This is a genomic window from Shewanella mytili (genome assembly GCF_046765975.1).
Taxonomy (GTDB): domain Bacteria; phylum Pseudomonadota; class Gammaproteobacteria; order Enterobacterales; family Shewanellaceae; genus Shewanella; species Shewanella mytili.
Window position 1 is genome coordinate 48,498 of record NZ_JBKOUD010000006.1, and the last position, 23,247, is coordinate 71,744.

Consider the following 23,247-nt stretch of genomic DNA (forward strand, 5'->3'; position numbering starts at 1 on the left):
GTTGCTTATATATTAACAAAATGATGCATTATGATGGGGCTATCTGCACAAATATGGTGCGTTACGGGTTATGGTTGGGGGAAATAAAAACACCCCGTTGCTGAAACGGGGTGCTGTACCGGCAATAAGCGGGAGGGGACGGATTCAGTTAACACTGTCTTTAAGGAGTTTTCCCGCCTTGAATTTGGGGACAATGGATTGGGCAATCTGTATTTCTGCCCCGGTCAATGGATTGCGGCCGGTTCTGGCAGCCCTTGCGGCGGTTTCAAATGAACCAAAGCCCACGATGGAGACTTTATCCCCGGCCTGAAGGGCTTCGGTAACCGCGGCTTCAAAAGCTTTCAGCGCCAAGGCGGTTTCAGCTTTGGTCAACTCAGATTTTTCTGCCATGCTGGCAATCAGTTCCGTTTTATTCATTGTTATACTCTCTGTCTTGATGTGGATATTGTTACTGCCTTGTTAAGTTGCCATAAGGGGTAGTGTAATGAAAGTGAATTTTTGCCCCCGTTGACCATGGTAGACCATGGTGGCGTTTAAGCGCTGGCCAGGACATTTAATGATTGCGCATTTCATCACACATATACCCTTGGCGGCGGCTATCAAAGCGGCAACCCTTACCGCATTCCCAGGGGGCATTGTCGTACTGTTGCGATTGGGCCATGGCGTATTGGCGGCAGGAGGCATAATCGCTAAAGTCTTCCTGCTTTAAATAGTTGGCTGAGCCAAAACCGTGATGATAAATAAATGCCGTCCAATTGCTGGTCACGTTTTTCGGCGAACTATCATTAATCCATAGCACCGCAACGAGTGCGGCGCCGAACAGACAAAGGGTGAAGATAACCGGCATTGACAATTTCACAGAAAGCTCCTGCTGACGGGGAAGTGATTGGTAATAATAAAGTTAACCCGAAACCGGAACTAGGTGTTATCGCCGGCATCCAACTATTGGGTATTACATGTCAAGTTAATGCGGTAATCGGCAGTGCGTTGCCGTCACAGGAACGCTCCGGTTACCGCCAAGGAGGTTGAAATGAGAATAGGCTATCTGCTGTTTGCGGGGATGCTCAGCGTACTCAGTGCCGGTTGTGTGCTGGCAACGGATAACAGCGCGGTGGTAGAGATGTCCAATCCCGTCACGGTGTCTGGGAAGGTGAAAATCGAATGGCAACAGCCGCATCAGTACACCGATATCCGTAGCGCCACCGAGTTGCAGCAGCGTTTTGAGCAGCGCTTGTTTGACAGCCTGACCAAAACCCTCGATAAGGCCGCTGCCAAGGTGTTGAAGGGCAATGAAACATTGGAGCTGGTGGTCACGGATGTGGATTTGGCCGGAGACTTACGGCCCACTTTTGGCAAGGGCCCCGCCTCCGATATCCGCATTGTGAAAGATATTTATCCTCCCAGAATTAACTTTTCCTACCGGTTACTGGATGGCGAGCAGGTGATTATGGTGGGGTCGGAAAAGCTGCGAGACATGAGTTTCATGGACCGGATCAGCAAAATCGATAACTCCAGCTTCAAGTATGAGCACGCCCTGCTCAAAGAGTGGTTTGCCAAAACCATTGCCCCAAGGATGTGATTTAACCGGGCTGGGGGAGCGGCATTTGTAACAGGCAAAATCCACCATGGCTGAGTTTTGCCTGTTTTTTTGCCAGCGCGCACAAGTGCGACAGCCTGGCTTCATTGCCGCCTTGTGTCAGATAGGGCGGGATCACCCCCGCACTCAGGCTCATCAGGGGTTGCTGGCATAATTGCTGTTGGCGGTTGCGGGCTAAAAAGGATTGTTCCGCCCAATGCTGCGGTGTAAAGAAGTGCTGCTTGATGATGTCGAATTCCGCCAGTATTTGCTGGCATTGACGCTTGATGGAGCCGTCTTCCCCTATGATGACAAAGTCATCGCCGCCCACATGGCCGATAAAGTGCTGTTTGCTGTAAAGTTGCAGTAAATCGGCCACGCAACGGATCACTTCATCTCCCTTGGAAAAGCCGTAGACATCGTTGTAAGGCTTGAAGTTATTCAAGTCCAGATAAGCCAGGTAAAAGGGCTGCTGTTGCTGTACCAGCCGCTGCAGCTCCTGCTGGATAGGCACGTTGCCGGGCAATCCGGTGAGCGGGTTGGCGTGGCGGGCGGTTTGTATGCGCTGCTCGGTAATCCGTTGTAGCAAGTCACGGGTATGCCCCAATCCGCAAAATTTCCCTTGTTGCAGAATGATGAACTGCTGCGCAATTTGCTGATGGCAGTCAGCGGTAAGCTGTTGGCTCACGGCTGATAACGGCTCATTGCCTTCCACCATCAGTACCTTGTTATCCATGATTTCCGTCAGGGGATGATTTTCGTGCAGCGCTCGGCCATAGGGGGTGGAAAACAGCTCCAAAAGGCTTTGACGATAAACCAGCCCCAGTGCCTCGTCTTCCTCAATCACCACCACGGCTTGCAAGTCCGGCCGGGAGATGGGCAATTGACTGAGGGTTTTCAAGCGGGTGTCCGGTGGCAGGGACAGGGCTTTTTGACACAGGCAATGGGCGGTTTCGTTATAGCGTGGCTGGGGTCGTGCGCGGTAACTGGGAAAATGGGCAAGGGGCGTTAATGGGGGATTGGGCTGTGGTTTTCCTAACAAGAATCCCTGATAAAGCTGAATGCCGAACCTTTGCAGCACCGCCAGCTCGGCTTCGGTTTCAATCCCCTCGGCAATCACCTGGCAAGTGAGGCTCTGGCATAATGTCACGATGGAGCGCACAAACTCCTGTTTAACCGGAAACTCATGAATGCGCTCAATAAAGTGCCGGTCGATTTTCACATAGTCCGGCGCCAGCTCCGACCATAACCGTAATCCGGAATAGCCGGCACCCAAATCATCCAGTGCAATTTGAAAGCCTTGGTGACGGTAGTAATCAAGACAGCTTTTGAGCAGATCAATGTCTTCTGCAGGATATTGCTCCGACAGCTCAATCACAATGGAGGAGGGGGACAACCCCAATTGCTGCGCCAGGCGCAGGGTATGGCCCTTGGGATGGCGGGGGTCCAGCAACGCCATGGGGCTGATATTGATAAACAACTTCCCCGGTAACTGCTGTTTTTGAAACTGTTGCAGTGCCTGGGCGCGACAGAGGGTTTCCAGCTCTGAGAGCCGCCCCAGTCGCTCGGCGGTACTGAATAATTCGATGGGCGAATATAAAAGGCTGTGCTCCGGGCCACGGCTTAAGGCTTCGTAGCCATACATGCGATTGGTTTCAATGTGAATAATCGGCTGAAAGTGTATGGCAATGTTTGCGTCTTGGAGAAGCTGTTGCAGCAACAGGGCTTTTTGATCGGTGCTCATCTACTTACCGCATTATCCGGGCCGTCGCCGCAGCATATGAAGCCAGAATGACATCAATATGACAACTCTATGCCCGGTGCGGGTTTTGTGAGCCGCAACCATTACGCCTTGTTTTGTACTTTGAAGCGGGCCAAGGTTTGCAACAAAATGGCCAGCTGTTTTACCAGATGTTCCAGTTGTTCCTGTGACGGAGAGGTTTCTTCTTCCAGACGGGCCACAATGTCTGCCAGCTCTTGAACATAGGGCAAAAATCGGGTGCTTGATGTGGTAAAACCCTGCTCATCGGTAAAGATTTTGGCAAATTTGGCGTGGCCTTGCTGTTGCAGCTGATCCAGGCTGTTGTCGGCATCAACCGCTTGCCGGTAGGCGGTTTGCAGATTGGTTTTCAGTTGCGCTATGACCTTAGCGTATGTCATAACCATTCCTTTTAAAGAGTTTATGAAATTATAAGGAAGCCTAATGGCATCAACAAGGCATCGCTGGCGATTACTGTGTGCAATTGCCCTGTTTGTGAGCAACCTGGCGCTGGCTGCACCCTCCGTGACCCCTTTGTTCTATCAGGTGACCTGGCAAGGGAAAAGCGCCTGGCTGTTGGGCACACTGCATGTGGGCAAAGCCGACTTTTATCCGTTGCCCGCCAGGATTACCAAGGCATTGTCACAATCCAGTGCCTTGGTATTGGAAGCGGATGTTCAGGCACCTGCCGTGGCGACGCTGATGCAGCGTTACGGATTGCAAAAGGTGGTTGCTGACCGCGACACCCAGCAACGTGTGGATGATTTTTGCCGGCCCATGGGCAACTGCCAGCAACTGGCCCGCTTGTCTCCCTGGTTGCAAGCCATACAGATAAGCATGTTGCGTTTCGCCGAAATGGGATTGACGGCCGACTATGGCGTGGAGCAGCACTTGCTGCATTATGGAAAACCCTTGTTGACTCTGGAAACTGTCGAGAGTCAATTGCAATTGCTGGCAGGCGTTGATTTGCCCACCCAATGGCGCATGGTCCGCGAGAGCATCGCGGCGCCTGATGAAGAGATGCAAGCCCTGGTGGATGCCTGGCAACAGGGCAATGCCGCGGCCATTGCCCAACTGACCAGCAGCCAGTTACAACACCAGGGCGGCGATGTGTTGCTGGAAAAGATGTTATGGCAACGCAACCGCCAGATGGCGCAGCGCCTGCAACAACTGCTGCAACAACACGACTCGCCATTATTTGTGGCCGTGGGCAGTGCTCATTTGGCGGGCACAGACAGCCTGCTGCGGTATTTGCAGCAGGCAGGAGCAAACGTGCGCGACTGCTGGCAGGAAACATGCCGGTTAGAAAAGTGACCCAGTATTCACGAGAACCCCTTACACGGCGGCATTTGCAAAGGCCAGCAATACGGGCAAGTTGCCGGAAAACTCAGGGTTTGTGGCCGATAAAGTGCACATAACGCCCTAATGACAAGTAGGGCTCTCGGCGGGAATATTCCAGCTCCATCTCGATTAACTGGCGTTCATCATAGTTGTCCGGCAGGCGTTTGTTCATGTAATCGTGGATGACCCGCACGCCGGATGCGCAGCACAACCTCAACTCCCATTGGGTGAACCATTGTCTTACCGTGGCGATGTCCAGTGGGTGCTCGGGGCTAAGACGGTTTTTCTTTTTTGACTTCAAACCGTTGCGCACATAATCAAAATTACCGGCAGTGAGGGCATGAAAACGCATGGCCTCTTTGTTGTAAAACATCAAGGAGAACAGGCCGCCAGAGCGTAACAGGGTCAGTAAATGCGCCAGCGTTTGCTGGGCATCGGCCAACCACTCGGCCACGGCGTGACACAAAATGAGATCAAACTGGCCCAGCGCCGAGGCGTCCAGTTGCTGGATGGCACAATGGTGCAAGGTGACATCCACCTCATGTGGCTCTTCATCAATCAATTGCTGCGCCTGTTTCAGCATCTCCTGGGACAGGTCGCATAACACCACCTGGTGGCCGAGCCTGGCAAGTTTCAGGCTGAAATAACCAAAGCCGCCACCGGCATCCAGTATCCGTAACGGCTTGTTGCCCAATAGCGGCAACTGCTCTTGCAAGTCTCTCCACAGTACCGCCATGCGGATGTCGCCTTTGGTGGTGCCATAAATATTGTGGGCAAATTTTTGCGCCAGCTTGTCGAAATTCTTGTCCTGCACGGCGGGATCACTTAGGGTGTGAAAAACGCATAGTGTCTCACACTCGACCACCTTCGCACAGTATCTGCAGGCAGCTGCCGCATTATCCGATTAAGCGTTAGGGCAAAGTATGGTTATAATGTGCGCCTGAATGAATAGGAGTCGTCATCGTTGGTCACGGAACCCTGTGTAGAATTGCGGGCTATGCCCTCGTTGTTTTCTCTATATCGCAAAATTTTCTTTGGGCGCAAACCCGGCTGGGATCAGCAACCCCTGCCCCGGCTGCAGGTGAGTGCCCGGCAGATACAGCTGTCGCCGCTTAAGGTGGCGGAATATGCCGAGGTGTGTGGTTTTGCCTTTGACGGCCGCATGCTGCCGCCTACCTATTTGTATGTGGCGGCATTTCGGCTACATGCCACCATCTTTACCCACGAAGCCATTACCTTCCCGCTTATCGGGCTTATCCACCTGCGTAACCAAATTCGCTGTTACCGGGCGGTAGCCTTGTATGAATGGCTGGATATCGATTGCGCCATTACCGACAGCCGGGAAACCGACTCCGGGCTGGAATTCGAGCTGGTATCCAAAGTCTACAATGGCGATGAGCTGGTGTGGGAAGCGGTGTCCACCTATCTGTACCGCATTGACAAACCCGGTCGCCGAACCCGACCGCCCAAGGCCTCAGAGATGGACTGGCAGGCGCCGGTGTTTTGGTCGCTTGGGGAAGATTTGGGTCGCCGTTACGCCCGCGCCTCCGGAGATTACAACCTTATCCATTTACACCCTTTGCTTTCCAAACGGTTTGGATTCGATCGCATTCTGGTGCACGGCATGTGGTCCAAGGCCCGTTGTCTTGCCGAACTGATGCCCCAGATTGCACAGCGCCCCTTTGCCATAGATGTCACATTCAAACTGCCACTCTTCATGCCAGCCAATGTGAGCTTCAATGCACAAAGCATGGCGCAAGGGATCTGTTTTGAACTGCGGGATCAAAAAGGGCGTCGTCCTCACCTGACCGGTAACATCACGTTTCTGGAATGACCCTCCTGAACCTAGATTTCGGTGAGACGGATTCAGTATTTACCCCTCGAAACGGCTGGCGGCTTTTGCCTGCGCGATGATTGTTCTAGTATGCGCGCTTCACCATAAAACCGCCCAACGAGCAGAAGCCTTACATGCTGTCAGATATTGAGATCTCCCGTCAAACTTTGCGCCGTCCCATTGCTGATGTAGCCCAATCCCTGGGATTGGCTTCCCACGAATACCACACCCTTGGCGATGACAAAGCCAAAGTGCAGTTAAATGTGCTACCACGCTTGGCAGACAATCCCTGTGGCAAATTCATCGTGGTGACTGCCGTCAACCCCACGCCTTACGGTGAAGGCAAAACGGTGACCAGTATTGGCCTGACCCAGGCATTGCATGCGCTGGGTAAAAAAGTGTGTGTGTGCTTGCGCCAGCCCAGTATGGGGCCGGTATTCGGGGTGAAGGGTGGGGCAGCCGGTGGCGGCTATGCCCAGGTGGTGCCCATGGAAGAGCTCAATTTGCACCTTACCGGTGATATTCACGCCGTCAGCAGTGCCCATAATCTGGCCTCCGCCGCACTGGATGCCCGTTTGCACCATGAGCAGCGTTTGGGGGCGCAGGAATTTGAGCGCCAAAGCGGCTTGCCGGCACTGAACATAGACCCTGAGCGCTTGTTATGGCCACGGGTGACCGATCACAACGATCGGGCGTTGCGGCAGATAACCGTGGGGCAGGGGCGTAACAACGGCCCGGAACACGGCAATGCCTTCATGATCACCGCCGCTTCAGAACTCATGGCGGTGTTGGCCCTTAGCCGGGATGTGCATGATATGCGCCGGCGCATAGGCCAGCTCTTGTTGGCCTTTGACAAAGACGGACAAGCGGTGACAGCGGAAAAACTCGGGGTTGCCGGTGCCATGACCGCGGTGATGCGCCAGGCCATTGAACCCACCCTGATGCAAACGTTGAACGGTGCGCCTTGTTTAATCCATGCCGGCCCCTTTGCCAATATTGCCCATGGCAACTCCTCCATTATTGCCGATGAAGTGGCATTAAAACTGGCGGATTACGTGGTGACCGAAGGCGGCTTTGGCTCCGACATGGGGTTTGAAAAATTCTGCAACATTAAAACCCGCGCCTCGGGACATCAGCCGGATTGTGCGGTACTGGTGGCAACGCTTAAGGCATTGAAAAGCCATGCGGCCACACCGCCTGCGGATATCAATGCCAGCGACATGGATGCCTTGCAGCAAGGCTTTGCCAATCTGGCGTGGCATGTGGCCAATGTGCGCCGTTACGGGGTGCCGGTGGTGGTGGCCATTAACCGCTTCCCCCAGGATTGCGAGCAGGAGCTGGCTTGGTTGCGCCAGGCTGCCATTGAGGCGGGCGCCGCAGATTGCGTGGTGAGCGACGCTTTTGCCAAAGGTGCTGAAGGCGCGTTGGCATTGGCTCAGGCGGTAACCCGGGCATTGGCTCAGCCAGCAGCCTTCCGGCCCCTTTATGATCCGCAAGCCGGGCTGGAGGCCAGTCTGGCCTCTTTGGTGGAGTTGGGATATGGCGCTGCGGGTTTTTCTCTGTCAGAGACTGCGCAGCAGCAGTTGCAGGAGATAAAAGCGCTTGGCGCCGACACGCTGCCGGTATGCATGGCCAAAACACCCATGTCCATCAGTCATGACCCGGCACTTAAAGGTGTGCCCAAACAGTTTGTGGTGCCCATTAACGAACTGAAATTAAACGCCGGGGCAGGATTTGTCACCGCCTTGGCCGGTAATGTGATGACCATGCCGGGGCTGGGCTTGAAACCCGGTTATCTGCATATTGATATTGATGCAGACGGCAATGTCTGCGGGCTTTAGGCCAGCGCTGTCATTGTTGGAGACGTGTCAGTCAGGGGGTGCCTGTCATCGGGGGTTGGGCTTGTCCGTGTTCAAGGCCGCAGGCTTTACCGGCCATTCCCCTGTGTGGGCGGATTTCTGCTAGAATGCGGCGGTTTTTAACGTTTGTAGCAACGGAGAACGGCCAATGATTTGTCCCCACTGCGGCAAGGCCATAAAAGTAGACATGATTGAACATCAGCGGGGCAAGGGGTTTGCCGCGCAGATCCAGTGCCCCCATTGTCAGGTATGGCTGGGACGCACGCCTTGGTTGCTGCAACTCAAAATGGTGAGCTTTTACCTGATGTTGTTGGCGGTGGTCGTGGTGTGGTGGTGGCCTGCCAGTCGTCACTTTGGCATTCCCCTCGGGATTTTGGCATTGATTGCGCTGTTGATGTCGCACTTGATGGATCAGCTCAAAGTGACGGAAAAACCGCCGGTGCCCGACGATAGCCAACAGCGCCAAAAATATCGCTAGGGAAAGCGATTAGTTGATGACCTGTACCTGAGACTCCAGTGAGTGTTCAACATAATAGATCCCGCCAAATACAATCCCGAAAAACAGGATGGCGAACAGGATAAGCCCCAGGTTGTTGCGAATAAAAGCAAGCATATCAATCCCCCAATACAGATTTACTGTGCATCTTGCAGAGTTTATTAGTCATAGCTTAATCGCAACTTAATCTCCACTGAAGGGCTTTTTGCCCTGTTTAATCAGCCCTTGGTGCGTGGCGGGTGTCTTGCGGGATGCCAAGTCTTGCTGCTGCAAGTTTTGGGTGGTGTTTCATCAAGGATTTTGAGGGCTTTTTGTCATCCTGTTTTTAGGCCATTTATGTTATTTGGCCGCGTTGTGAGTTGACCTCAAGATGGTATACTGGCGCCCCTTCCTGTGAGGAGCCCTATCGTGCTGTTAGTGTTAAGAAGTTTGCTGCTGGCATTGCTGCTGATATTACTGTTTTGTTTTAGCATTGTATTATGCCTGCTGCGCCCGATGCACAGGGACAACGTGCACGTGCTGGCCCGCTGTTTTGCGGCGGTTTCCCCGTTATTGGGGCTGAAAGTGATTATTCGCCATCTGGAGCGCAATCGTTGCCAGCCGTCTATTTTCCTCGCCAATCACCAGAATAATTTTGATCTGTTCACCTTGTCCAAGGTCGTGCCCCGGGGGACGGTGTCCCTGGGCAAAAAAAGCCTGCTGTGGATCCCGCTATTCGGCATTATTTACTGGTTGTCAGGCAATTTGCTCATTGATCGCACCAATCGTACCCGGGCCATTGCCACCCTTAATAAAGCCGCCCGGAAAATCAAACAGCACAAACTGTCATTGTGGGTTTTCCCGGAAGGAACACGCAGTCGTGGCCGCGGGTTGCTGCCATTTAAAATGGGGGCTTTTCATACGGCGGTGACCACCGGCGTGCCCGTGGTGCCCATTGTGGCATCATGCCAAAATCACATTCGTTTGAACCGGCGTAACAATGGGGTGGTTATCATTGAATTGCTAGAGCCCATTGCCACCGACAATGTGGCACCGGGACAAATTCGCGAGTTTGCCGCCGAGGTACATCAACGGATGGCGGATAAACTGGCCCAATTAAATGCTGAGGCTGCGCAGATGATGGCGGCACAGTCTCAACACCAGGCACAATAAACGGCGTTACAAACGCTGATGGGAGATGACTACATGAGTGTTCAACAACAACTGCAGGCTCAGATGCAGGAAAACCGCGATATTGTCGAGTCGTTGCTGAATGATGGTTCGGATGCTGATGGGGAGTACACCATTGAGCACCATTTTTCCTCAACGGATTTTGACCGGTTGGAAAAAGCGGCCGTGGATGCCTTTAAGCTGGGCTTTGAAGTGAATGATGCTGAAGAGGTCGAGCTGGAAGATGGCAGTGTGCTGTTTTGTTTTGACGCCATCGCCTACCATCCGCTGGAGGTGGCGCTGCTGGATAAAGCCTGTGAACAACTGTTGCAGTTGGCGGGTAAGCACCAGATAGATTATGACGGCTGGGGCACCTATTTTATGGGTGACGATGACGAAATGGCTGATGACGACGCTGAAGATGCCTCTGATGACTGGCATCATTAATCCTTGCGGGCGCTAGGTGCTGGTAAGCCTTAGCCGGCGAGCATGTGTCATTGAAAAAACACCGGGTTATCCCGGTGTTTTTTGTATTTTCGCTGCGTTTTTATTCGCGGCTGGCTGAATTGCCAAACAATGCACGCGCCGGGTTTTGTGCCAAGGCGCGTTCACGGGGGCCTTAATTGTAGTGCACCGGTTTTTCTCCCATAATCACCGGCAGCACCAGGGTTTTGCCATCGCGGATAATCTCTACTTCCACCTGGGTGCCTGGCAGGGTTTCTGCAATCCGGTCCATCAGCATTTCAACACCAGTGACATCCTCATGTTGATATTTGACAATCACATCCCTTGGTCGTAATCCGGCGCGTGATGCCGGGCCGCCTGCGTCCAGGCTGGTAATGAAAATGCCTTTAAGATCCGGCAGGTTAAGAATTTGTGCAATCACCTGGTTAACCGGTTCGCCGGAAATGCCCAGCGCTCCGCGAATGACCCGGCCATCTTTGACAAGTTTGCCCATCACTTTATAGGCCAGCTCAATGGGAATGGCGAAATTAATCCCGTGGCCCGCTTTATCGTCATTGGTCAACTGGTACGCCGCCGTGTTGATGCCGATAAGGCTGCCGGTGGTATCGATTAAGGCACCGCCAGAGTTGCCGGCATTAATGGCCGCATCCGTTTGCAAAAAGTCCAGATAATGGCTGCTAAGCCCGCTGCGCCCAGTGGCACTGATAATCCCCTGGGTAATGGTTTGCCCCAGGTTGTAGGGGTTGCCAATGGCCAGTACCACATCGCCCACCCGCGGTGAATGTTTCAGGTTGACCGGCACCACCGGCAGGTTGTCTCCTTCAACCTTGAGCACGGCCAAGTCGGTTTCCGGGTCGAGCCCCACCACATCCGCACTGAATTTGCGCCCATCCTGTAATGCGGCCACAATCTCATCGGCTTTGTTAATCACATGGTAATTGGTAATGATATAGCCTTCTTTACTCATGATGACGCCGGAACCCAACCCCTGCAATTTGCTGGAGTTAAGGGGCTGGGCCTGGTTGATGCTGAGGCTGTAAATATTGACCACCGCAGGTGCGGCTTTGCGCACCGCCGAGGCGAACGATAGCTCGCGGGGATTTTGCGAAAATGACAAAGAGGTGCCATTGGGGGTATTGGTCAGGCGGGTAAACAGGATAAACACGGCTGCCATCACCAACCCGAAAGAGACGGCTTTAGCGAGATAAATCAGCGAGGATTTGAGCATGATAATTAACAGTCCGTGCTGCAATAACAGGAAAATTCTGGCTTAGACTAACACGTTTTATGGGGGATTACGTCATTGCTGCCGAGGATGGCTGCAGCCCTTCGTGGATAAGGCAAAAAGCAAAGGCGGGCCGCAGAATACGGCGCCGCCTGCTGAAATAACGCTTAACCTCTTAACACCAAATACAACAGGCTGTTACCCCGGCGGATTTTCAATGCAACGCCGCCTTCCCGGTCTTTCAGTGCCGCTTTGAGCGCTTTAAGGCTGTCAATGCGTGAGCGGTTGACGCCCACAATCAGGTCATCTTTTTGCAATCCGCTCATGGCCGCTGGGGAGCCTTGCATGATGGCAGTGATTTTTACGCCGTTATCACTGTTTTCCAGTGTGGCCCCTGCCAGCATGGGGTGTACATCTCCGGCTGATGCCTCTTTCATTTCACCGGCATCACCCAACGTCACCTTGATGGCCTTTTTATCGCCGTCACGGATGATCCCCAATTTGACTTCAGTCCCGGCGCCCATGGTGCCAATTTTGGCCCGCAGCTCCTGGAAGCTTTTTACCGGACGGTCATTGAGGCTGATGATGACATCGCCGGCTTTGAGTCCGGCTTTGGCTGCCGGGCTGTCGGCAATCACCTCATTGACAAAACCGCCGTGTTGAGAATCCAGTCCGAAGCCTTCGGCCAGCTTGCCATCCAGATCCCGGCCCATGACGCCAAGCACGCCACGACGCACTTCACCGTGCTCGATAATCTGGTTCACCAGGTTGTGTACCATGTTGGCCGGAATGGCAAAGCCTATGCCCACATTGCCGCCGCTTGGGCCAACAATCGCGGTGTTAATGCCAATGAGTTCCCCTTTGAGGTTAACCAAGGCGCCGCCGGAGTTGCCGCTGTTAATGGCAGCATCGGTCTGAATGAAGTTTTCCAGCATTTCAATCCCCAAGCCACTGCGGCCCAAGGCGCTGACAATCCCGGAGGTAACGGTTTGTCCCAGGCCAAAGGGGTTGCCAATGGCCACGGCAAAATCCCCTACCCGCAGGGCATCGGAGTCAGCCGCTTTGATGGCGGTCAGGTTATCGGCCTTAATCTGCAACAGGGCCACGTCAGATTCCTTGTCGCTCCCCAGCAGTTTGGCGGTGACTTCCCGGCCATCGTGCAGGCCCACTTTAATCTCGTCAGCGCCGTCAATCACATGGTTGTTGGTGACGATATAGCCTTTGTCCGCATCAATAATCACCCCGGAGCCAAGGCCCCTGAAAGGTCTTTCCTGCACTTGCTCCTGTGGGGCGTTGGGTCCGAAAAAGTAACGGAAAATGTCCGGTACGCGCTGGCGTGACACATGAGTGCCTGATACGGCTACCGATACCACCGCGGGCGTGGCTCTTTGCAGCATGGGCGCCAGGCTGGGAATGTTCTGTCCGTCAACCGCTTGGGGAATGGATGCCTGGGAAATGGCCGGGGTCAACATCAGGCTCGCCCCCAACAGGGCGGCGGAAATCAGTGATAATTTGGTCTTCATCTATGTATTGCTCCTCATCCGGAATCATTCAGATGTTTTGCTCTGCCATTAGGCGGCGAATGTGTTTTCTACGCTATCAGCGATGGGTACTTAATCCGACTGACCAAGGTTTTGAAAAGTTCTGGTCATTAACAAAGATTAATTCTTGTCACCATGCTTAATTGAAAACTAATTTAATAAACCAATTTAAAACAATATGTTGTAATTTAGTGCCCGGCATGTGGCTATACCGGGTTCACGACAACGTGTTAACATTCAGCCCATTTTGATAGCTGTGTATTTTACATAGGGCATAACGAGAAGATTTCAAGTGTCACAATTAACCCCGTGGGAACATTATCAGCAGGATCTGGAACGTGAAGACTTCAGTTACGATGCTGCCCAGGAGCGTGCTGTAAGCGCCTTGCAACGCGTGTATGACTCATTGCAAAAACCTGCCAAGGGCGGCTGGCGCCGCTTGCTTGGCCGGGGCAAACCGCAGCCGGTACAAGGCTTGTATTTATGGGGCGGCGTGGGGCGCGGCAAAACCTACCTGATGGATATTTTCTTCGAGGCGCTCCCGGACGATCGCAAGCTCCGCGCTCATTTTCATCATTTCATGGCCCGGTTGCATCAGGAGCTCACCGGCCTGAAAGGCATCAGGGATCCGTTGTTGGTCATCGCCTCGCGCATGGCAAAACAGTACCGGGTTATCTGTTTTGACGAGTTTTTCGTGTCGGACATTACCGATGCCATGCTGCTGGGCACACTGTTTACCGCACTGTTTGATAAGGGGGTGGTGCTGGTGGCAACCTCAAACATCATTCCGGATGATCTTTACAAAAACGGTTTGCAGCGGGCGCGCTTCATGCCGGCGATTGCACAGATTAAAGCCCATTGTCAGGTGCTGAATGTGGACTCCGGCATTGATTACCGCCTGCGTACCCTGGAGCAGGCGGAGATTTACCATTTTCCGCTGGATGACAAAGCGGAAAGCAATCTGCAGTCCTATTTTGCCCAATTGACCGAAGGGGCCGAGATTTCTGCCGAGCCGGTAGCGGTTGATGGGCGGCAGATTGCCGTGGCGCAACGCAGCAAAAGTGTGCTGCTGGTGGATTTCCGGGCATTGTGCGACGGTCCCAGGAGCCAGCGGGATTATATGGCGCTGGCCCATCAGTTTCATACCGTTCTGGTGCGCGGTGTCGAGCAGATGGGAGCCCAGCAAACCGGTGATGATATTGCCAGGCGTTTTCTGGCGCTGGTGGACGAGTTTTACGAGCGGCACGTTAAACTTATCGTGTCGGCGGCCGTACCGTTATCACAGATTTACACCCAAGGGCAGCTGACATTCGAATTTCGCCGTTGCCGCTCCCGGTTAGTGGAAATGCAGTCCAAAGAGTATTTGGCGCTGCCCCATCTACCATAAGTTTTTAATGGAAAAATACGCGGTTGGCACTAAAAAGTAGGTGATTTTTAGTCCAGCCTTGTCTATAATCTTGCGCCTGCCCACGTTACTCCGTCCTTTTGTTGGGCGGATTTAAAGCTCACTACATGCTCGAAGGGGTATGGAACGGCATATAGTGTTACTCGCATCCGCAGTAACATGTGACAGAATTTAACTTTGGGTTTTTGTAATAATGAAGACTTTTACTGCCAAGCCAGAAACTGTAGCTCGCGACTGGTATGTTGTTGATGCCGAAGGTAAGACTTTGGGCCGTATTGCCACTGAAATCGCTATGCGCCTCCGTGGTAAGCACAAGCCTGAATATACTCCTCACGTTGACACCGGTGATTACATCATCGTGATCAATGCTGACAAAGTGACCGTTACCGGTAACAAAGCTTTGGGCAAAACATACTATTCCCATTCAGGCTTCCCCGGCGGCATCAAGCAGATCAGCTTTGAAAAGCTGCAAGCTCACAAGCCAGAAATGATCATCGAGAAAGCTGTTAAAGGTATGCTGCCAAAAGGCCCTCTGGGTCGTGCCATGTTCCGTAAACTGAAAGTTTACGCTGGCGCAGAGCATAACCACGCTGCACAACAACCTCAAGTTCTTGATATCTAAACGGGATTAAGCAAATGGCTGCAACTCAGTACTACGGCACTGGCCGTCGCAAAACTTCAACTGCCCGCGTATTTGCCAAAGCAGGCAGTGGTAATATCGTTGTTAACAAGCGTCCTCTGGATGTTTATTTTGGTCGTGAAACTGCTCGCATGGTAGTTTGCCAACCACTCGAACTGGTTGAGATGACTGATAAACTGGACCTGTATGTAACCGTTAAAGGCGGTGGCATTACCGGTCAGGCTGGCGCTATCCGTCACGGTATTACCCGTGCACTGATGGAACTGGACGAAACTCTGCGTCCTACCTTGCGTGCTGCAGGCTTCGTTACCCGCGATGCCCGTCAGGTTGAACGTAAGAAAGTGGGTCTGCGTAAAGCACGTCGTAAACCACAGTTCTCCAAGCGTTAATATCGCTTCATGTGTTTGTCAAAAACCCGGCTATGCCGGGTTTTTTTATGCCACAATGACGGCTGTAAACAAAAATTGGAGGCGTAAATCGATGAGCTGGCATGTGGGATTGACGGCGCTAGGAATGGTGCTGTTACTGGAAGGGTTGGGGCCTTTGTTGTTTCCCAACCGTTGGCGGCAATATTTACAACAAATCGCGTCCATGCCTGCGGCCACACTGCAACGAATCGGTGCCGCACTGGTGCTGCTTGGCGCCATGGTGCTGATTATTTTTTCATAAACACTTGGCCATTTCAGCTCAAAATCTGTTAGAATCCTGTTTTAACCGCAACCTTGCAGCAAACAATGGGCAAAAACGTAGTCGTTCTCGGTACCCAATGGGGTGACGAGGGAAAAGGTAAGATTGTCGACCTTCTTACAGAACAGGCAAAATACGTGGTTCGGTATCAGGGTGGTCATAACGCTGGCCATACACTGGTTATCGATGGTGAAAAAACCGTCCTTCATTTGATTCCATCCGGTATTCTTCGCGATAACGTGAAATGCGTTATTGCCAATGGTGTTGTTTTGGCGCCGGATGCGTTGATGACCGAAATCAACATGCTGAAAGACAAGGGTGTTCCCGTTGAGGAACGACTGCTGTTGTCTGAAGCCTGTCCGCTGATCCTGCCATTCCATTGCGCTTTGGATGCCGCGCGTGAAAAAGCCCGTGGCAACAAGGCTATTGGGACTACCGGCAGAGGCATTGGCCCCGCATATGAAGATAAAATTTCCCGCCGTGGTTTACGGTTGGGGGATTTGTTCAATCCAGAGCAGTTCGCCTCCAAACTGAAAGATGTTATGGAGTACCATAATTTCACCCTCACTGAATACTACAAATGTGAGCCAGTGGATTATGAAAAAACCCTGGAAGATGCATTGGCGCTGGCTGATTACCTGAAGAGCATGTGTGTGGATGTGACCGAATTGCTGGATACTGCCCGCAAGAACGGTGAACCCATCCTGTTTGAAGGCGCCCAGGGCACCATGCTGGACATTGACCACGGCACTTATCCGTTTGTCACTTCCTCCAACACCACCGCAGGCGGTGTTGCTACTGGCAGTGGTTTGGGTCCCCGTTATATTGATTATGTCCTGGGGATTATCAAGGCATACTCTACCCGTGTTGGCGGTGGTCCATTCCCTACCGAACTGAACTGTGAAATTGGTGATCATTTATCTACCAAGGGGCATGAGTTCGGGGCAACCACCGGTCGCCGACGTCGTCCAGGCTGGTTGGATGCAGTGGCCATGCGCCGCGCCATCCAAATCAACAGCCTCAGCGGTTTGTGCCTGACCAAGCTGGATGTGCTGGATGGTCTGAAAGAAGTTAAGATTTGTGTGGGTTACGAATTGCCCGATGGTAGCGTGAGCAAGGTAACCCCACTGGCTGCAGAAGGTTATGAACAGGTAAAACCGGTTTATGAAACCCTGCCAGGCTGGAGCGAAAACACATTTGGTGCAACGTCACTGGAACAGTTACCACAAGCTGCCATCAATTACATTAAACGTATTGAGGCGCTGCTGGAAACACCTGTGGATATCATCTCCACCGGTCCGGATCGTAATGAAACGATGATTTTAGTTAATCCGTTCAACGAGTAACTGTTAAAGGGCCGCGTAAGCGGCCTTTTTTATAGGGGGCTCTCTTTCAAATATCCCTTCAGAATTGCATTATACTGTCGATGATCCAGTTATCTGCCCCTTAGCTTTGGAATGGATGTATGTTGCGATTGACCTTGGTGCTATTACTATTGATGAGTCACGCCGTGGTGGCACAAACTCGCGCAGTGGATGTTTATTCCCAAGCACAATTGTTACAGATGATCCGTAACCATACTTACCTGCAACGGATAAAAGCGGATAATTGCCAGATAGTACAAGACATTGAAGCCCACGCCGATGTGCTTAAAGAACCCATGTATCAATACTTGTGGGGCGAAATGCTCAATCATGGCGTGTGTGTCAAGGCAGACCCTGCCAGCGGCATGCAGCAGCTGCGCGCCGCCGCCAATCAGGGCAGTGCCGAAGCCATGGTCAGACTGGCTCAATATTATTCAGAAGGCCAGTTTCTGATGCAGGATAAACAGCGGGCGGTGCAGTATCTCTATTCCGCCGCGGCCAATGGCGATTTGCCTGCACAAATGATGTTGGTGCAATTATTCGGTGAAGGTTATGGTAGCCCAAGGGACTACATGATGGCTTACCATTGGTTGTACAACCAAACGTTTAATGACGCCAAAACCCAAAAACGGGCACGTGAATTATTGGCTAAATTGGCGCTGAAATTACCCGCCAGCCAATTGGAACAAGCCCAAAAAGCCGTGGTGCACAGATAACGCCATGGTTAACCCAATAGATGGAATTTGAATGATTAAAGATCCTCATTTTGAGCGAGAACAACAGAAATACGACAACCCCATTCCCAGCCGGGAATTCATTCTGGATTACCTAAAACGCCAGACCTCCCCCCTAAATCGCGAACACATTGCCAATGCCCTGAATATCCACGATGAAGAGCAGCTGGAAGCGCTGCGGCGCCGTTTGCGGGCCATGGAGCGTGACGGGCAACTGGTGTTTACCCGCGGCCATTGTTACGGTTTGCCTGAGCGCATGGACTTGATTGCCGGCACGATTATCGGCCACAAAGATGGCTATGGCTTTTTTCATCCGGAAGAAGGCGGGGACGATCTGTACATTCATCATGGCGACATGCTCAGATTCTTCCATGGCGACAGGGTGCTGGCCCAAAAAGTGGGTGGGCGAGGCCGTAGCGAGGCGCGGATTGTGCGGCTGCTTGAAGAGCGAAGCGCGCCGTTAGTCGGGCGTTTTCATATCGATTGCGGCATGGGCTTTGTGATTGCCGATGACAAGCGTGTTCCCCAGGAAATCCTGATTGATAATGCGGACCGCAATGGTGCCCGCCAAGGGGACGTGGTGGTGGTGGAACTCACTCGCAGACCTGGACGTTACGTGAAAGCGGCCGGCAAGGTGACCGAAGTGCTGGGCAAGGACATGGCGCCCGGCATGGAGATTGAAATTGCGCTGCGCAATTATGATCTGCCCCACAGCTGGTCAGTGGCCATTGAGAAAAAACTGCGGAAAATTCCCGATGAGGTACAAGAGGGAGACAAGCAGGGGCGGGTGGACTTGCGCCAATTGCCGCTGGTGACCATTGACGGCGAGGATGCCCGGGATTTTGACGATGCGGTATATGCCGAACGCAAACGCAGTGGTGGCTGGCGCCTGTGGGTTGCCATTGCGGATGTGAGCTACTATGTGCGCACCGGCTCGGCGCTGGACGTGGAAGCTCGGGCCCGTGGCAACTCGGTGTATTTCCCCTCCCAAGTGATCCCCATGCTGCCGGAAAAACTGTCCAATGGCCTGTGTTCACTGAACCCCGGCGTGGACAGACTCTGCATGGTGGCAGAGATGACCATTGCCGCCTCCGGTCGCCTGTCCGGCTACAAGTTTTATCCTGCCGTGATGCACTCTCATGCCCGCCTGACCTATACCCAAGTGGCCGGCATGCTGGAAACCGGCGAAGTGCCAGAGGCCTACCAGGCAGTCTATCCACACTTGCAAGTGTTGCAGGCGCTGTATCGCACGCTGGAACAGCAGCGCGAAGCGCGGGGCGCCATCGGTTTTGAAACGGAAGAAACCCAGTTTGTTTTCAACGAGCAGCGCAAAATCGAACGCATTGTGCCTAGGCTACGCAACGAGGCCCACAAGATCATTGAAGAATGCATGATCATGGCTAACGTGGCCGCTGCCAAGTTTGTGAAAAAACACAAAGGGCATATCTTGTATCGGGTGCATGAGGCACCGTCAGAACAAAAACTCACTCAGTTCAAAGAGTTTCTGGCAGAGCGCGGCTTGAAACTGAATGGCGGCCTGGATCCGCAACCGGCGGATTATCAGACGCTGATGGAACAGGTGCGTGAGCGACCGGATGCACAGCTCATTCAGGTGATGTTGCTGCGCTCCATGCGTCAGGCCATCTACACCCCGGACAACGACGGCCACTTTGGGCTGGCGTTGGGGGAATATGCGCATTTCACATCCCCCATCCGGCGCTATCCCGACTTGATTTTGCACCGGGTCATCCGCTTTTTGCTCGCCCAGCAACAAGGGGAGGTGCAGGATAAATGGACTGCTGATGGCGGTTATCATTATCAGCCTGAAGAGCTGGATTTACTGGGTGAGGAATGCTCCAATACCGAACGCCGTGCCGATGAGGCCACCCGTGATGTGTCTGACTGGCTGAAATGCGAATTCATGCAGGATCATGTGGGCGATGTCTTTGATGCAGTGGTGGCATCAGTGACCAGCTTTGGCCTGTTTGTGCGCCTGAATAATCTGTTCATTGACGGCTTGGTGCATATCTCCACCTTGGGCAGTGATTACTACCAGTATGATCCCATGCGTCAGCGCCTGTTGGGCGAGCATACCGGTAAAAGCTACCAGATTGGCGATCCTGTTACGGTGAAAGTCGCCGCGGTGAATCTGGATGATCGCCAGATTGAATTGCTCATGGCCGATGACATGGGCTCCCGTGGGCGCAGCCGCAAACGCGGGTTGACCGCCCGGGAACGGGTGAATAAGGAAGGTGCCAAACTGGCGGCCAATAAAGGGCGGCGCAGCGGTGGCCACAAAGAAAAACGCGCTAAAAAGGCGGTAAAAACTGCGGATAAACAACCTAAAACCCCATCTGAAAACAATAAGCAAAAGGCTGTAAAACGGCCAAAGAGAAAGAAATAGATCATGAAAAAACCGGAACTGGTGTTTGGTATCCATGCCGTTACCTCACTGTTGAACAAGGCCCCGGAGCGGGTACTGGAGATGTGGTTGCTCAGTGGCCGTCAGGACGAGCGGCTGCGTCCGCTATTGGCCCTGGCCGATGCCGCTGGCGTTAAACCCCAGCTGGCGGCCCGCAAGACGCTGGATGACAAAGCGGAAAGTACCCAGCATCAGGGGGTGGTGGTGCGGGTGCGTCCTGCCAAAGTGCTGACGGAAAACGATCTGGCGGCATTGCTAGATGTTCAGCCCATGCCGTTTTTGCTTATTCTTGATGGGGTCACCGATCCCCATAATCTGGGAGCTTGCCTGCGTAATGCGGATGCTGCCGGTGTGCACGGGGTGATTGTACCCAAAGACAATTCCGTAGGCTTGACCGCTACCGTGAGTAAAGTGGCCTGTGGTGCGGCAGAAACCGTGCCTTTGTTCCAGGTGACCAACCTGGCGCGCACCATGAAACAACTGCAGGATGCGGGCATTTGGATTGCCGGTACGGCAGGGGAGGCGGACAGCACGCTTTATCAGGCCAAGTTGACCGGCCCGCTGGCAATTGCCATGGGTGCAGAAGGCAAGGGGCTGCGCCGTTTGACCCGGGAAACCTGTGACACGCTGATTTCCATTCCCATGGCAGGCAGTGTTTCCAGCCTTAATGTCTCGGTGGCAACCGGCATCTGTTTGTTTGAAGTGGTGCGCCAGCGCCGTGACCAATAGGTGATGCACCATCAGTGAGCGAAAAGGGATGACAATGTCATCCCTTTTTTCATCGTGTTTGACCCGGCAAGATTACTGGAAGGTGTACAGCAGGTTGAAGGTGGTAATGGTATCGGTTTGATGGCTGCCTTCCGGCACGATTTCAGTATATTTGACGTAAAACCCCACCTTGAACGCCCAATCCTGGAACAGGGTGTTTTTATAACCCATATCCAGGGTGACCGTGTTGTTGTTTTCACCCACTTCTGCAGTCAAGTCCGCGTTAAAGGTGGTGTACTCGTGAATTTTTTGTTCAAAGCGCGCTGCGGTGCGCAGGATGACATCGGTTTCTGATGCCGGATCCGGCTCTTCCTCGGTGGCAAACGGCAGGTTGTACCGATAACCGGGGCCGATTTCCAAACTGAGTTTGGTGCGGCCATTACTGATGGCATCAAAACCATAACCGCTGGAAATGGTATAGATATCGGTATAACTGCCGAACTTGTCCCAGACAAACTCTCCCCGCCCAAAAATGTAGCCTTGGGTCAGTTTGTAGTTGGACTGTAACTGCAGATCATATTTTTCTGCGGTGGTGTTTTTGGCGTCCGCCGCGTAATACGCTTTGAACGTGCCTTCCTGAGTGGCTTTGTGGGTATCGTACACCATCTTGGTACGACCGTTGAAACTGGTGGAGTCCGTGTTCCCAGTATTGAGCTGAAATCCCGCTTCTACCTCGGCGGTAAAGTCGCTGGGTGGCTCCCGATAATCCGGTGGCACCAGCGCCCAGGCCGGGGATGACAATACACTGGCTACTGCCAATACAAAAAATCTGGTCATGGTCTTCGGTCTTTATGCTGTTACGGCTGCAATCAGGCGCCCCATGATAACTGCAGACGCCGTGCAGGCAAAGTTATTGCTTGAGTTTGCCGCCCCATTTATGTACTATCTCGCGCCTAAATCAGTTACTTTACTTTCGTTCCTTGCCTTACAGGGGTCTGACTGAGCCACAACGAGGCTAAATAACCGTAAGGAGCACTAAATGCGTCATTACGAAATCGTATTTTTGGTTCACCCTGATCAGAGTGAACAGGTTCCTGGCATGATTGAGCGTTATAGCGGTGCCATCACTGCTGTAGGCGGCAAAATCCATCGCCTGGAAGACTGGGGTCGTCGCCAACTGGCATATCCTATTCAGGACCTGCACAAAGCCCACTACGTTCTGCTGAACGTGGAAACCACTGCAGAGTCTATTGAAGAACTGGAAACTGCTTTCCGTTTCAACGACGCTGTTCTGCGTAGCCTGGTTATGCGCACTAAAGCTGCCATCACTGAAGCTTCTCCAATGGCCAAAGCCAAAGACGAACGTGACTCACGTCGCGCCGCTACCAGCGAACGTGCTGTAGAAAGCGAGTCTGCTGAAACCACTAAAGAAAACGCTGAAGAGAGCGCCGAGTAAGTTTTTCTGTGACCACTAACCATCTGGCATTGTCCGGGCGAATTTTACGGTGTCGGCACTTGCAAAGTCCGGCAGGCATAAAGCACACGGTCATTCAGCTGGAGCATAAATCGCAACGTTTTGAAGCCCAGTTGCCTCGAAACGTTTATTGCCAGCTACAGGTGGTATTGAGTGGAGAACGCTTTGAAAGCGTTGCAGATAAGCTGAAAGCGGGTGTGGATGTCCAGATCGAAGGCTTTTTGACGCTACAACAGAGTCGCAATGGCCAAAGCCGACTGGTGTTACACGCCGAAAATGTCGAATTGAAAATTTAGGAGACTGTCAAAATGGCACGTTATTTCCGTCGTCGCAAATTCTGCCGTTTCACTGCTGAAGGTGTTACGGAGATCGATTACAAAGATATCGCTACGCTGAAAAACTACATCACTGAAAGCGGTAAGATTGTTCCCAGCCGTATTACTGGTACTAGCGCTAAATATCAGCGCCAGTTGGCTCGTGCTATCAAGCGCGCTCGTTATCTGTCTCTGCTGCCTTACACTGATCTGCATCAGTAAGCCGGCATAGATCCAAATCCAATTGAGAGGAA

General features: G+C 52.8%; 27 protein-coding genes. 18 read left to right on the plus strand and 9 right to left on the minus strand.

Translation table 11 applies throughout. The features are described from left to right. Window positions 1-144: 144 nt before the first annotated feature. Together ACIDEJ_RS07750 and ACIDEJ_RS07755 are read right to left on the minus strand one after the other, a co-directional pair. Window positions 145-417, minus strand: coding sequence for an HU family DNA-binding protein (locus ACIDEJ_RS07750; RefSeq protein WP_411987513.1), 273 nt, complete (start codon window positions 415-417; stop codon window positions 145-147). A gap of 136 nt (window positions 418-553) precedes the next feature. After that, window positions 554-859, minus strand: a complete 306-nt coding sequence (locus ACIDEJ_RS07755) for a hypothetical protein (RefSeq protein WP_411987514.1) — start codon at window positions 857-859, stop codon at window positions 554-556. A gap of 171 nt (window positions 860-1,030) precedes the next feature. Between ACIDEJ_RS07755 and ACIDEJ_RS07760 the strand changes: the two genes are divergently transcribed. Continuing rightward, complete coding sequence (locus ACIDEJ_RS07760) at window positions 1,031-1,579, plus strand: DUF3016 domain-containing protein (protein ID WP_411987515.1); 549 nt, start codon at window positions 1,031-1,033, stop codon at window positions 1,577-1,579. 1 nt (window position 1,580) lies between these two features. Here ACIDEJ_RS07760 and ACIDEJ_RS07765 read toward each other — a convergent pair whose 3' ends face one another. Both ACIDEJ_RS07765 and ACIDEJ_RS07770 read right to left on the minus strand, forming a co-directional pair. Further along, window positions 1,581-3,320, minus strand: a complete 1,740-nt coding sequence (locus tag ACIDEJ_RS07765) for a GGDEF domain-containing protein (RefSeq protein WP_411987516.1) — start codon at window positions 3,318-3,320, stop codon at window positions 1,581-1,583. A gap of 101 nt (window positions 3,321-3,421) precedes the next feature. Further along, window positions 3,422-3,736, minus strand: coding sequence for a prephenate dehydrogenase (locus ACIDEJ_RS07770; RefSeq protein ID WP_411987517.1), 315 nt, complete (start codon window positions 3,734-3,736; stop codon window positions 3,422-3,424). A 43-nt stretch (window positions 3,737-3,779) separates the two neighbouring features. Here ACIDEJ_RS07770 and ACIDEJ_RS07775 point away from each other — a divergent pair, with 43 nt between their 5' ends. Continuing rightward, complete coding sequence (locus ACIDEJ_RS07775; protein WP_411987518.1) at window positions 3,780-4,649, plus strand: TraB/GumN family protein; 870 nt, start codon at window positions 3,780-3,782, stop codon at window positions 4,647-4,649. A gap of 73 nt (window positions 4,650-4,722) precedes the next feature. Here ACIDEJ_RS07775 and ACIDEJ_RS07780 read toward each other — a convergent pair whose 3' ends face one another. Further along, the gene (locus ACIDEJ_RS07780) at window positions 4,723-5,490 is read right to left on the minus strand and encodes a methyltransferase domain-containing protein (protein ID WP_411987519.1); all 768 of its coding nucleotides are present in this window, start codon (window positions 5,488-5,490) and stop codon (window positions 4,723-4,725) included. A gap of 183 nt (window positions 5,491-5,673) precedes the next feature. Between ACIDEJ_RS07780 and ACIDEJ_RS07785 the strand changes: the two genes are divergently transcribed. The 3 genes from ACIDEJ_RS07785 (at window position 5,674) to ACIDEJ_RS07795 (ending at window position 8,847) form a co-directional block, all read left to right on the plus strand. Continuing rightward, complete coding sequence (locus ACIDEJ_RS07785) at window positions 5,674-6,510, plus strand: MaoC/PaaZ C-terminal domain-containing protein (protein WP_411987520.1); 837 nt, start codon at window positions 5,674-5,676, stop codon at window positions 6,508-6,510. Between the two features lie 134 nt (window positions 6,511-6,644). Then, entirely contained in the window at window positions 6,645-8,351 is a 1,707-nt protein-coding gene (locus tag ACIDEJ_RS07790; protein ID WP_411987521.1) for a formate--tetrahydrofolate ligase, read from the plus strand. A 166-nt stretch (window positions 8,352-8,517) separates the two neighbouring features. Next, window positions 8,518-8,847 carry a hypothetical protein gene (locus ACIDEJ_RS07795; protein WP_411987522.1) on the plus strand — a complete coding sequence of 110 codons (330 nt, stop codon included), beginning with the start codon at window positions 8,518-8,520 and terminating at the stop codon, window positions 8,845-8,847. 9 nt (window positions 8,848-8,856) lie between these two features. On the opposite strand, the gene ACIDEJ_RS07800 is transcribed toward ACIDEJ_RS07795, so the two are convergent. Further along, window positions 8,857-8,982 (minus strand): hypothetical protein, encoded by a 126-nt coding sequence (locus ACIDEJ_RS07800; protein ID WP_411987523.1) that lies wholly within the window; start codon window positions 8,980-8,982, stop codon window positions 8,857-8,859. Window positions 8,983-9,273: 291 nt separating this feature from the next. Between ACIDEJ_RS07800 and ACIDEJ_RS07805 the strand changes: the two genes are divergently transcribed. Next, entirely contained in the window at window positions 9,274-10,017 is a 744-nt protein-coding gene (locus ACIDEJ_RS07805; RefSeq protein WP_411987524.1) for a 1-acylglycerol-3-phosphate O-acyltransferase, read from the plus strand. Window positions 10,018-10,050: 33 nt separating this feature from the next. After that, window positions 10,051-10,461, plus strand: coding sequence for a ribonuclease E inhibitor RraB (rraB, locus tag ACIDEJ_RS07810; RefSeq protein ID WP_411987525.1), 411 nt, complete (start codon window positions 10,051-10,053; stop codon window positions 10,459-10,461). Between the two features lie 172 nt (window positions 10,462-10,633). On the opposite strand, the gene degS is transcribed toward rraB, so the two are convergent. Both degS and ACIDEJ_RS07820 read right to left on the minus strand, forming a co-directional pair. Next, window positions 10,634-11,707 carry an outer membrane-stress sensor serine endopeptidase DegS gene (degS, locus tag ACIDEJ_RS07815; RefSeq protein ID WP_411987526.1) on the minus strand — a complete coding sequence of 358 codons (1,074 nt, stop codon included), beginning with the start codon at window positions 11,705-11,707 and terminating at the stop codon, window positions 10,634-10,636. 164 nt (window positions 11,708-11,871) lie between these two features. Beyond that, window positions 11,872-13,227: a DegQ family serine endoprotease gene (locus ACIDEJ_RS07820; protein ID WP_411987527.1), complete on the minus strand. Its 1,356-nt coding sequence runs from the start codon at window positions 13,225-13,227 to the stop codon at window positions 11,872-11,874. 310 nt (window positions 13,228-13,537) lie between these two features. Between ACIDEJ_RS07820 and zapE the strand changes: the two genes are divergently transcribed. From zapE to rlmB, 8 genes are all read left to right on the plus strand, one after another. Continuing rightward, the gene (zapE, locus tag ACIDEJ_RS07825; RefSeq protein ID WP_411987528.1) at window positions 13,538-14,632 is read left to right on the plus strand and encodes a cell division protein ZapE; all 1,095 of its coding nucleotides are present in this window, start codon (window positions 13,538-13,540) and stop codon (window positions 14,630-14,632) included. A gap of 211 nt (window positions 14,633-14,843) precedes the next feature. Then, window positions 14,844-15,272 (plus strand): 50S ribosomal protein L13, encoded by a 429-nt coding sequence (rplM, locus tag ACIDEJ_RS07830; protein ID WP_411987529.1) that lies wholly within the window; start codon window positions 14,844-14,846, stop codon window positions 15,270-15,272. A gap of 14 nt (window positions 15,273-15,286) precedes the next feature. Beyond that, window positions 15,287-15,679: a 30S ribosomal protein S9 gene (gene rpsI, locus ACIDEJ_RS07835; RefSeq protein WP_411987530.1), complete on the plus strand. Its 393-nt coding sequence runs from the start codon at window positions 15,287-15,289 to the stop codon at window positions 15,677-15,679. A 91-nt stretch (window positions 15,680-15,770) separates the two neighbouring features. Continuing rightward, window positions 15,771-15,959, plus strand: coding sequence for a DUF2065 family protein (locus ACIDEJ_RS07840; protein WP_411987531.1), 189 nt, complete (start codon window positions 15,771-15,773; stop codon window positions 15,957-15,959). A 65-nt stretch (window positions 15,960-16,024) separates the two neighbouring features. After that, window positions 16,025-17,323, plus strand: a complete 1,299-nt coding sequence (locus ACIDEJ_RS07845; RefSeq protein ID WP_411987532.1) for an adenylosuccinate synthase — start codon at window positions 16,025-16,027, stop codon at window positions 17,321-17,323. A gap of 119 nt (window positions 17,324-17,442) precedes the next feature. Then, complete coding sequence (locus ACIDEJ_RS07850) at window positions 17,443-18,057, plus strand: tetratricopeptide repeat protein (RefSeq protein ID WP_411987533.1); 615 nt, start codon at window positions 17,443-17,445, stop codon at window positions 18,055-18,057. Window positions 18,058-18,088: 31 nt separating this feature from the next. Next, on the plus strand, window positions 18,089-20,479 hold the full coding sequence (rnr, locus tag ACIDEJ_RS07855; protein WP_411987534.1) for a ribonuclease R: 2,391 nt from the start codon (window positions 18,089-18,091) through the stop codon (window positions 20,477-20,479). Window positions 20,480-20,482: 3 nt separating this feature from the next. Continuing rightward, entirely contained in the window at window positions 20,483-21,226 is a 744-nt protein-coding gene (gene rlmB, locus ACIDEJ_RS07860) for a 23S rRNA (guanosine(2251)-2'-O)-methyltransferase RlmB (protein ID WP_411987535.1), read from the plus strand. A 72-nt stretch (window positions 21,227-21,298) separates the two neighbouring features. Here the strand turns inward: rlmB and ACIDEJ_RS07865 are convergent, their stop codons facing one another. Further along, the gene (locus ACIDEJ_RS07865) at window positions 21,299-22,042 is read right to left on the minus strand and encodes a DUF481 domain-containing protein (RefSeq protein WP_411987536.1); all 744 of its coding nucleotides are present in this window, start codon (window positions 22,040-22,042) and stop codon (window positions 21,299-21,301) included. A 202-nt stretch (window positions 22,043-22,244) separates the two neighbouring features. On the opposite strand from ACIDEJ_RS07865, the gene rpsF reads away from it, so the two are divergent. The 3 genes from rpsF to rpsR are packed head-to-tail and all read left to right on the plus strand — an operon-like array spanning window position 22,245 to window position 23,215. Next, a complete protein-coding gene (rpsF, locus tag ACIDEJ_RS07870; RefSeq protein WP_411987537.1) occupies window positions 22,245-22,661 on the plus strand; it encodes a 30S ribosomal protein S6 in 417 nt (138 codons plus the stop codon). 8 nt (window positions 22,662-22,669) lie between these two features. Beyond that, entirely contained in the window at window positions 22,670-22,975 is a 306-nt protein-coding gene (priB, locus tag ACIDEJ_RS07875; RefSeq protein ID WP_411987538.1) for a primosomal replication protein N, read from the plus strand. Window positions 22,976-22,987: 12 nt separating this feature from the next. Next, entirely contained in the window at window positions 22,988-23,215 is a 228-nt protein-coding gene (rpsR, locus tag ACIDEJ_RS07880) for a 30S ribosomal protein S18 (RefSeq protein ID WP_025009344.1), read from the plus strand. Window positions 23,216-23,247: the final 32 nt, after the last annotated feature.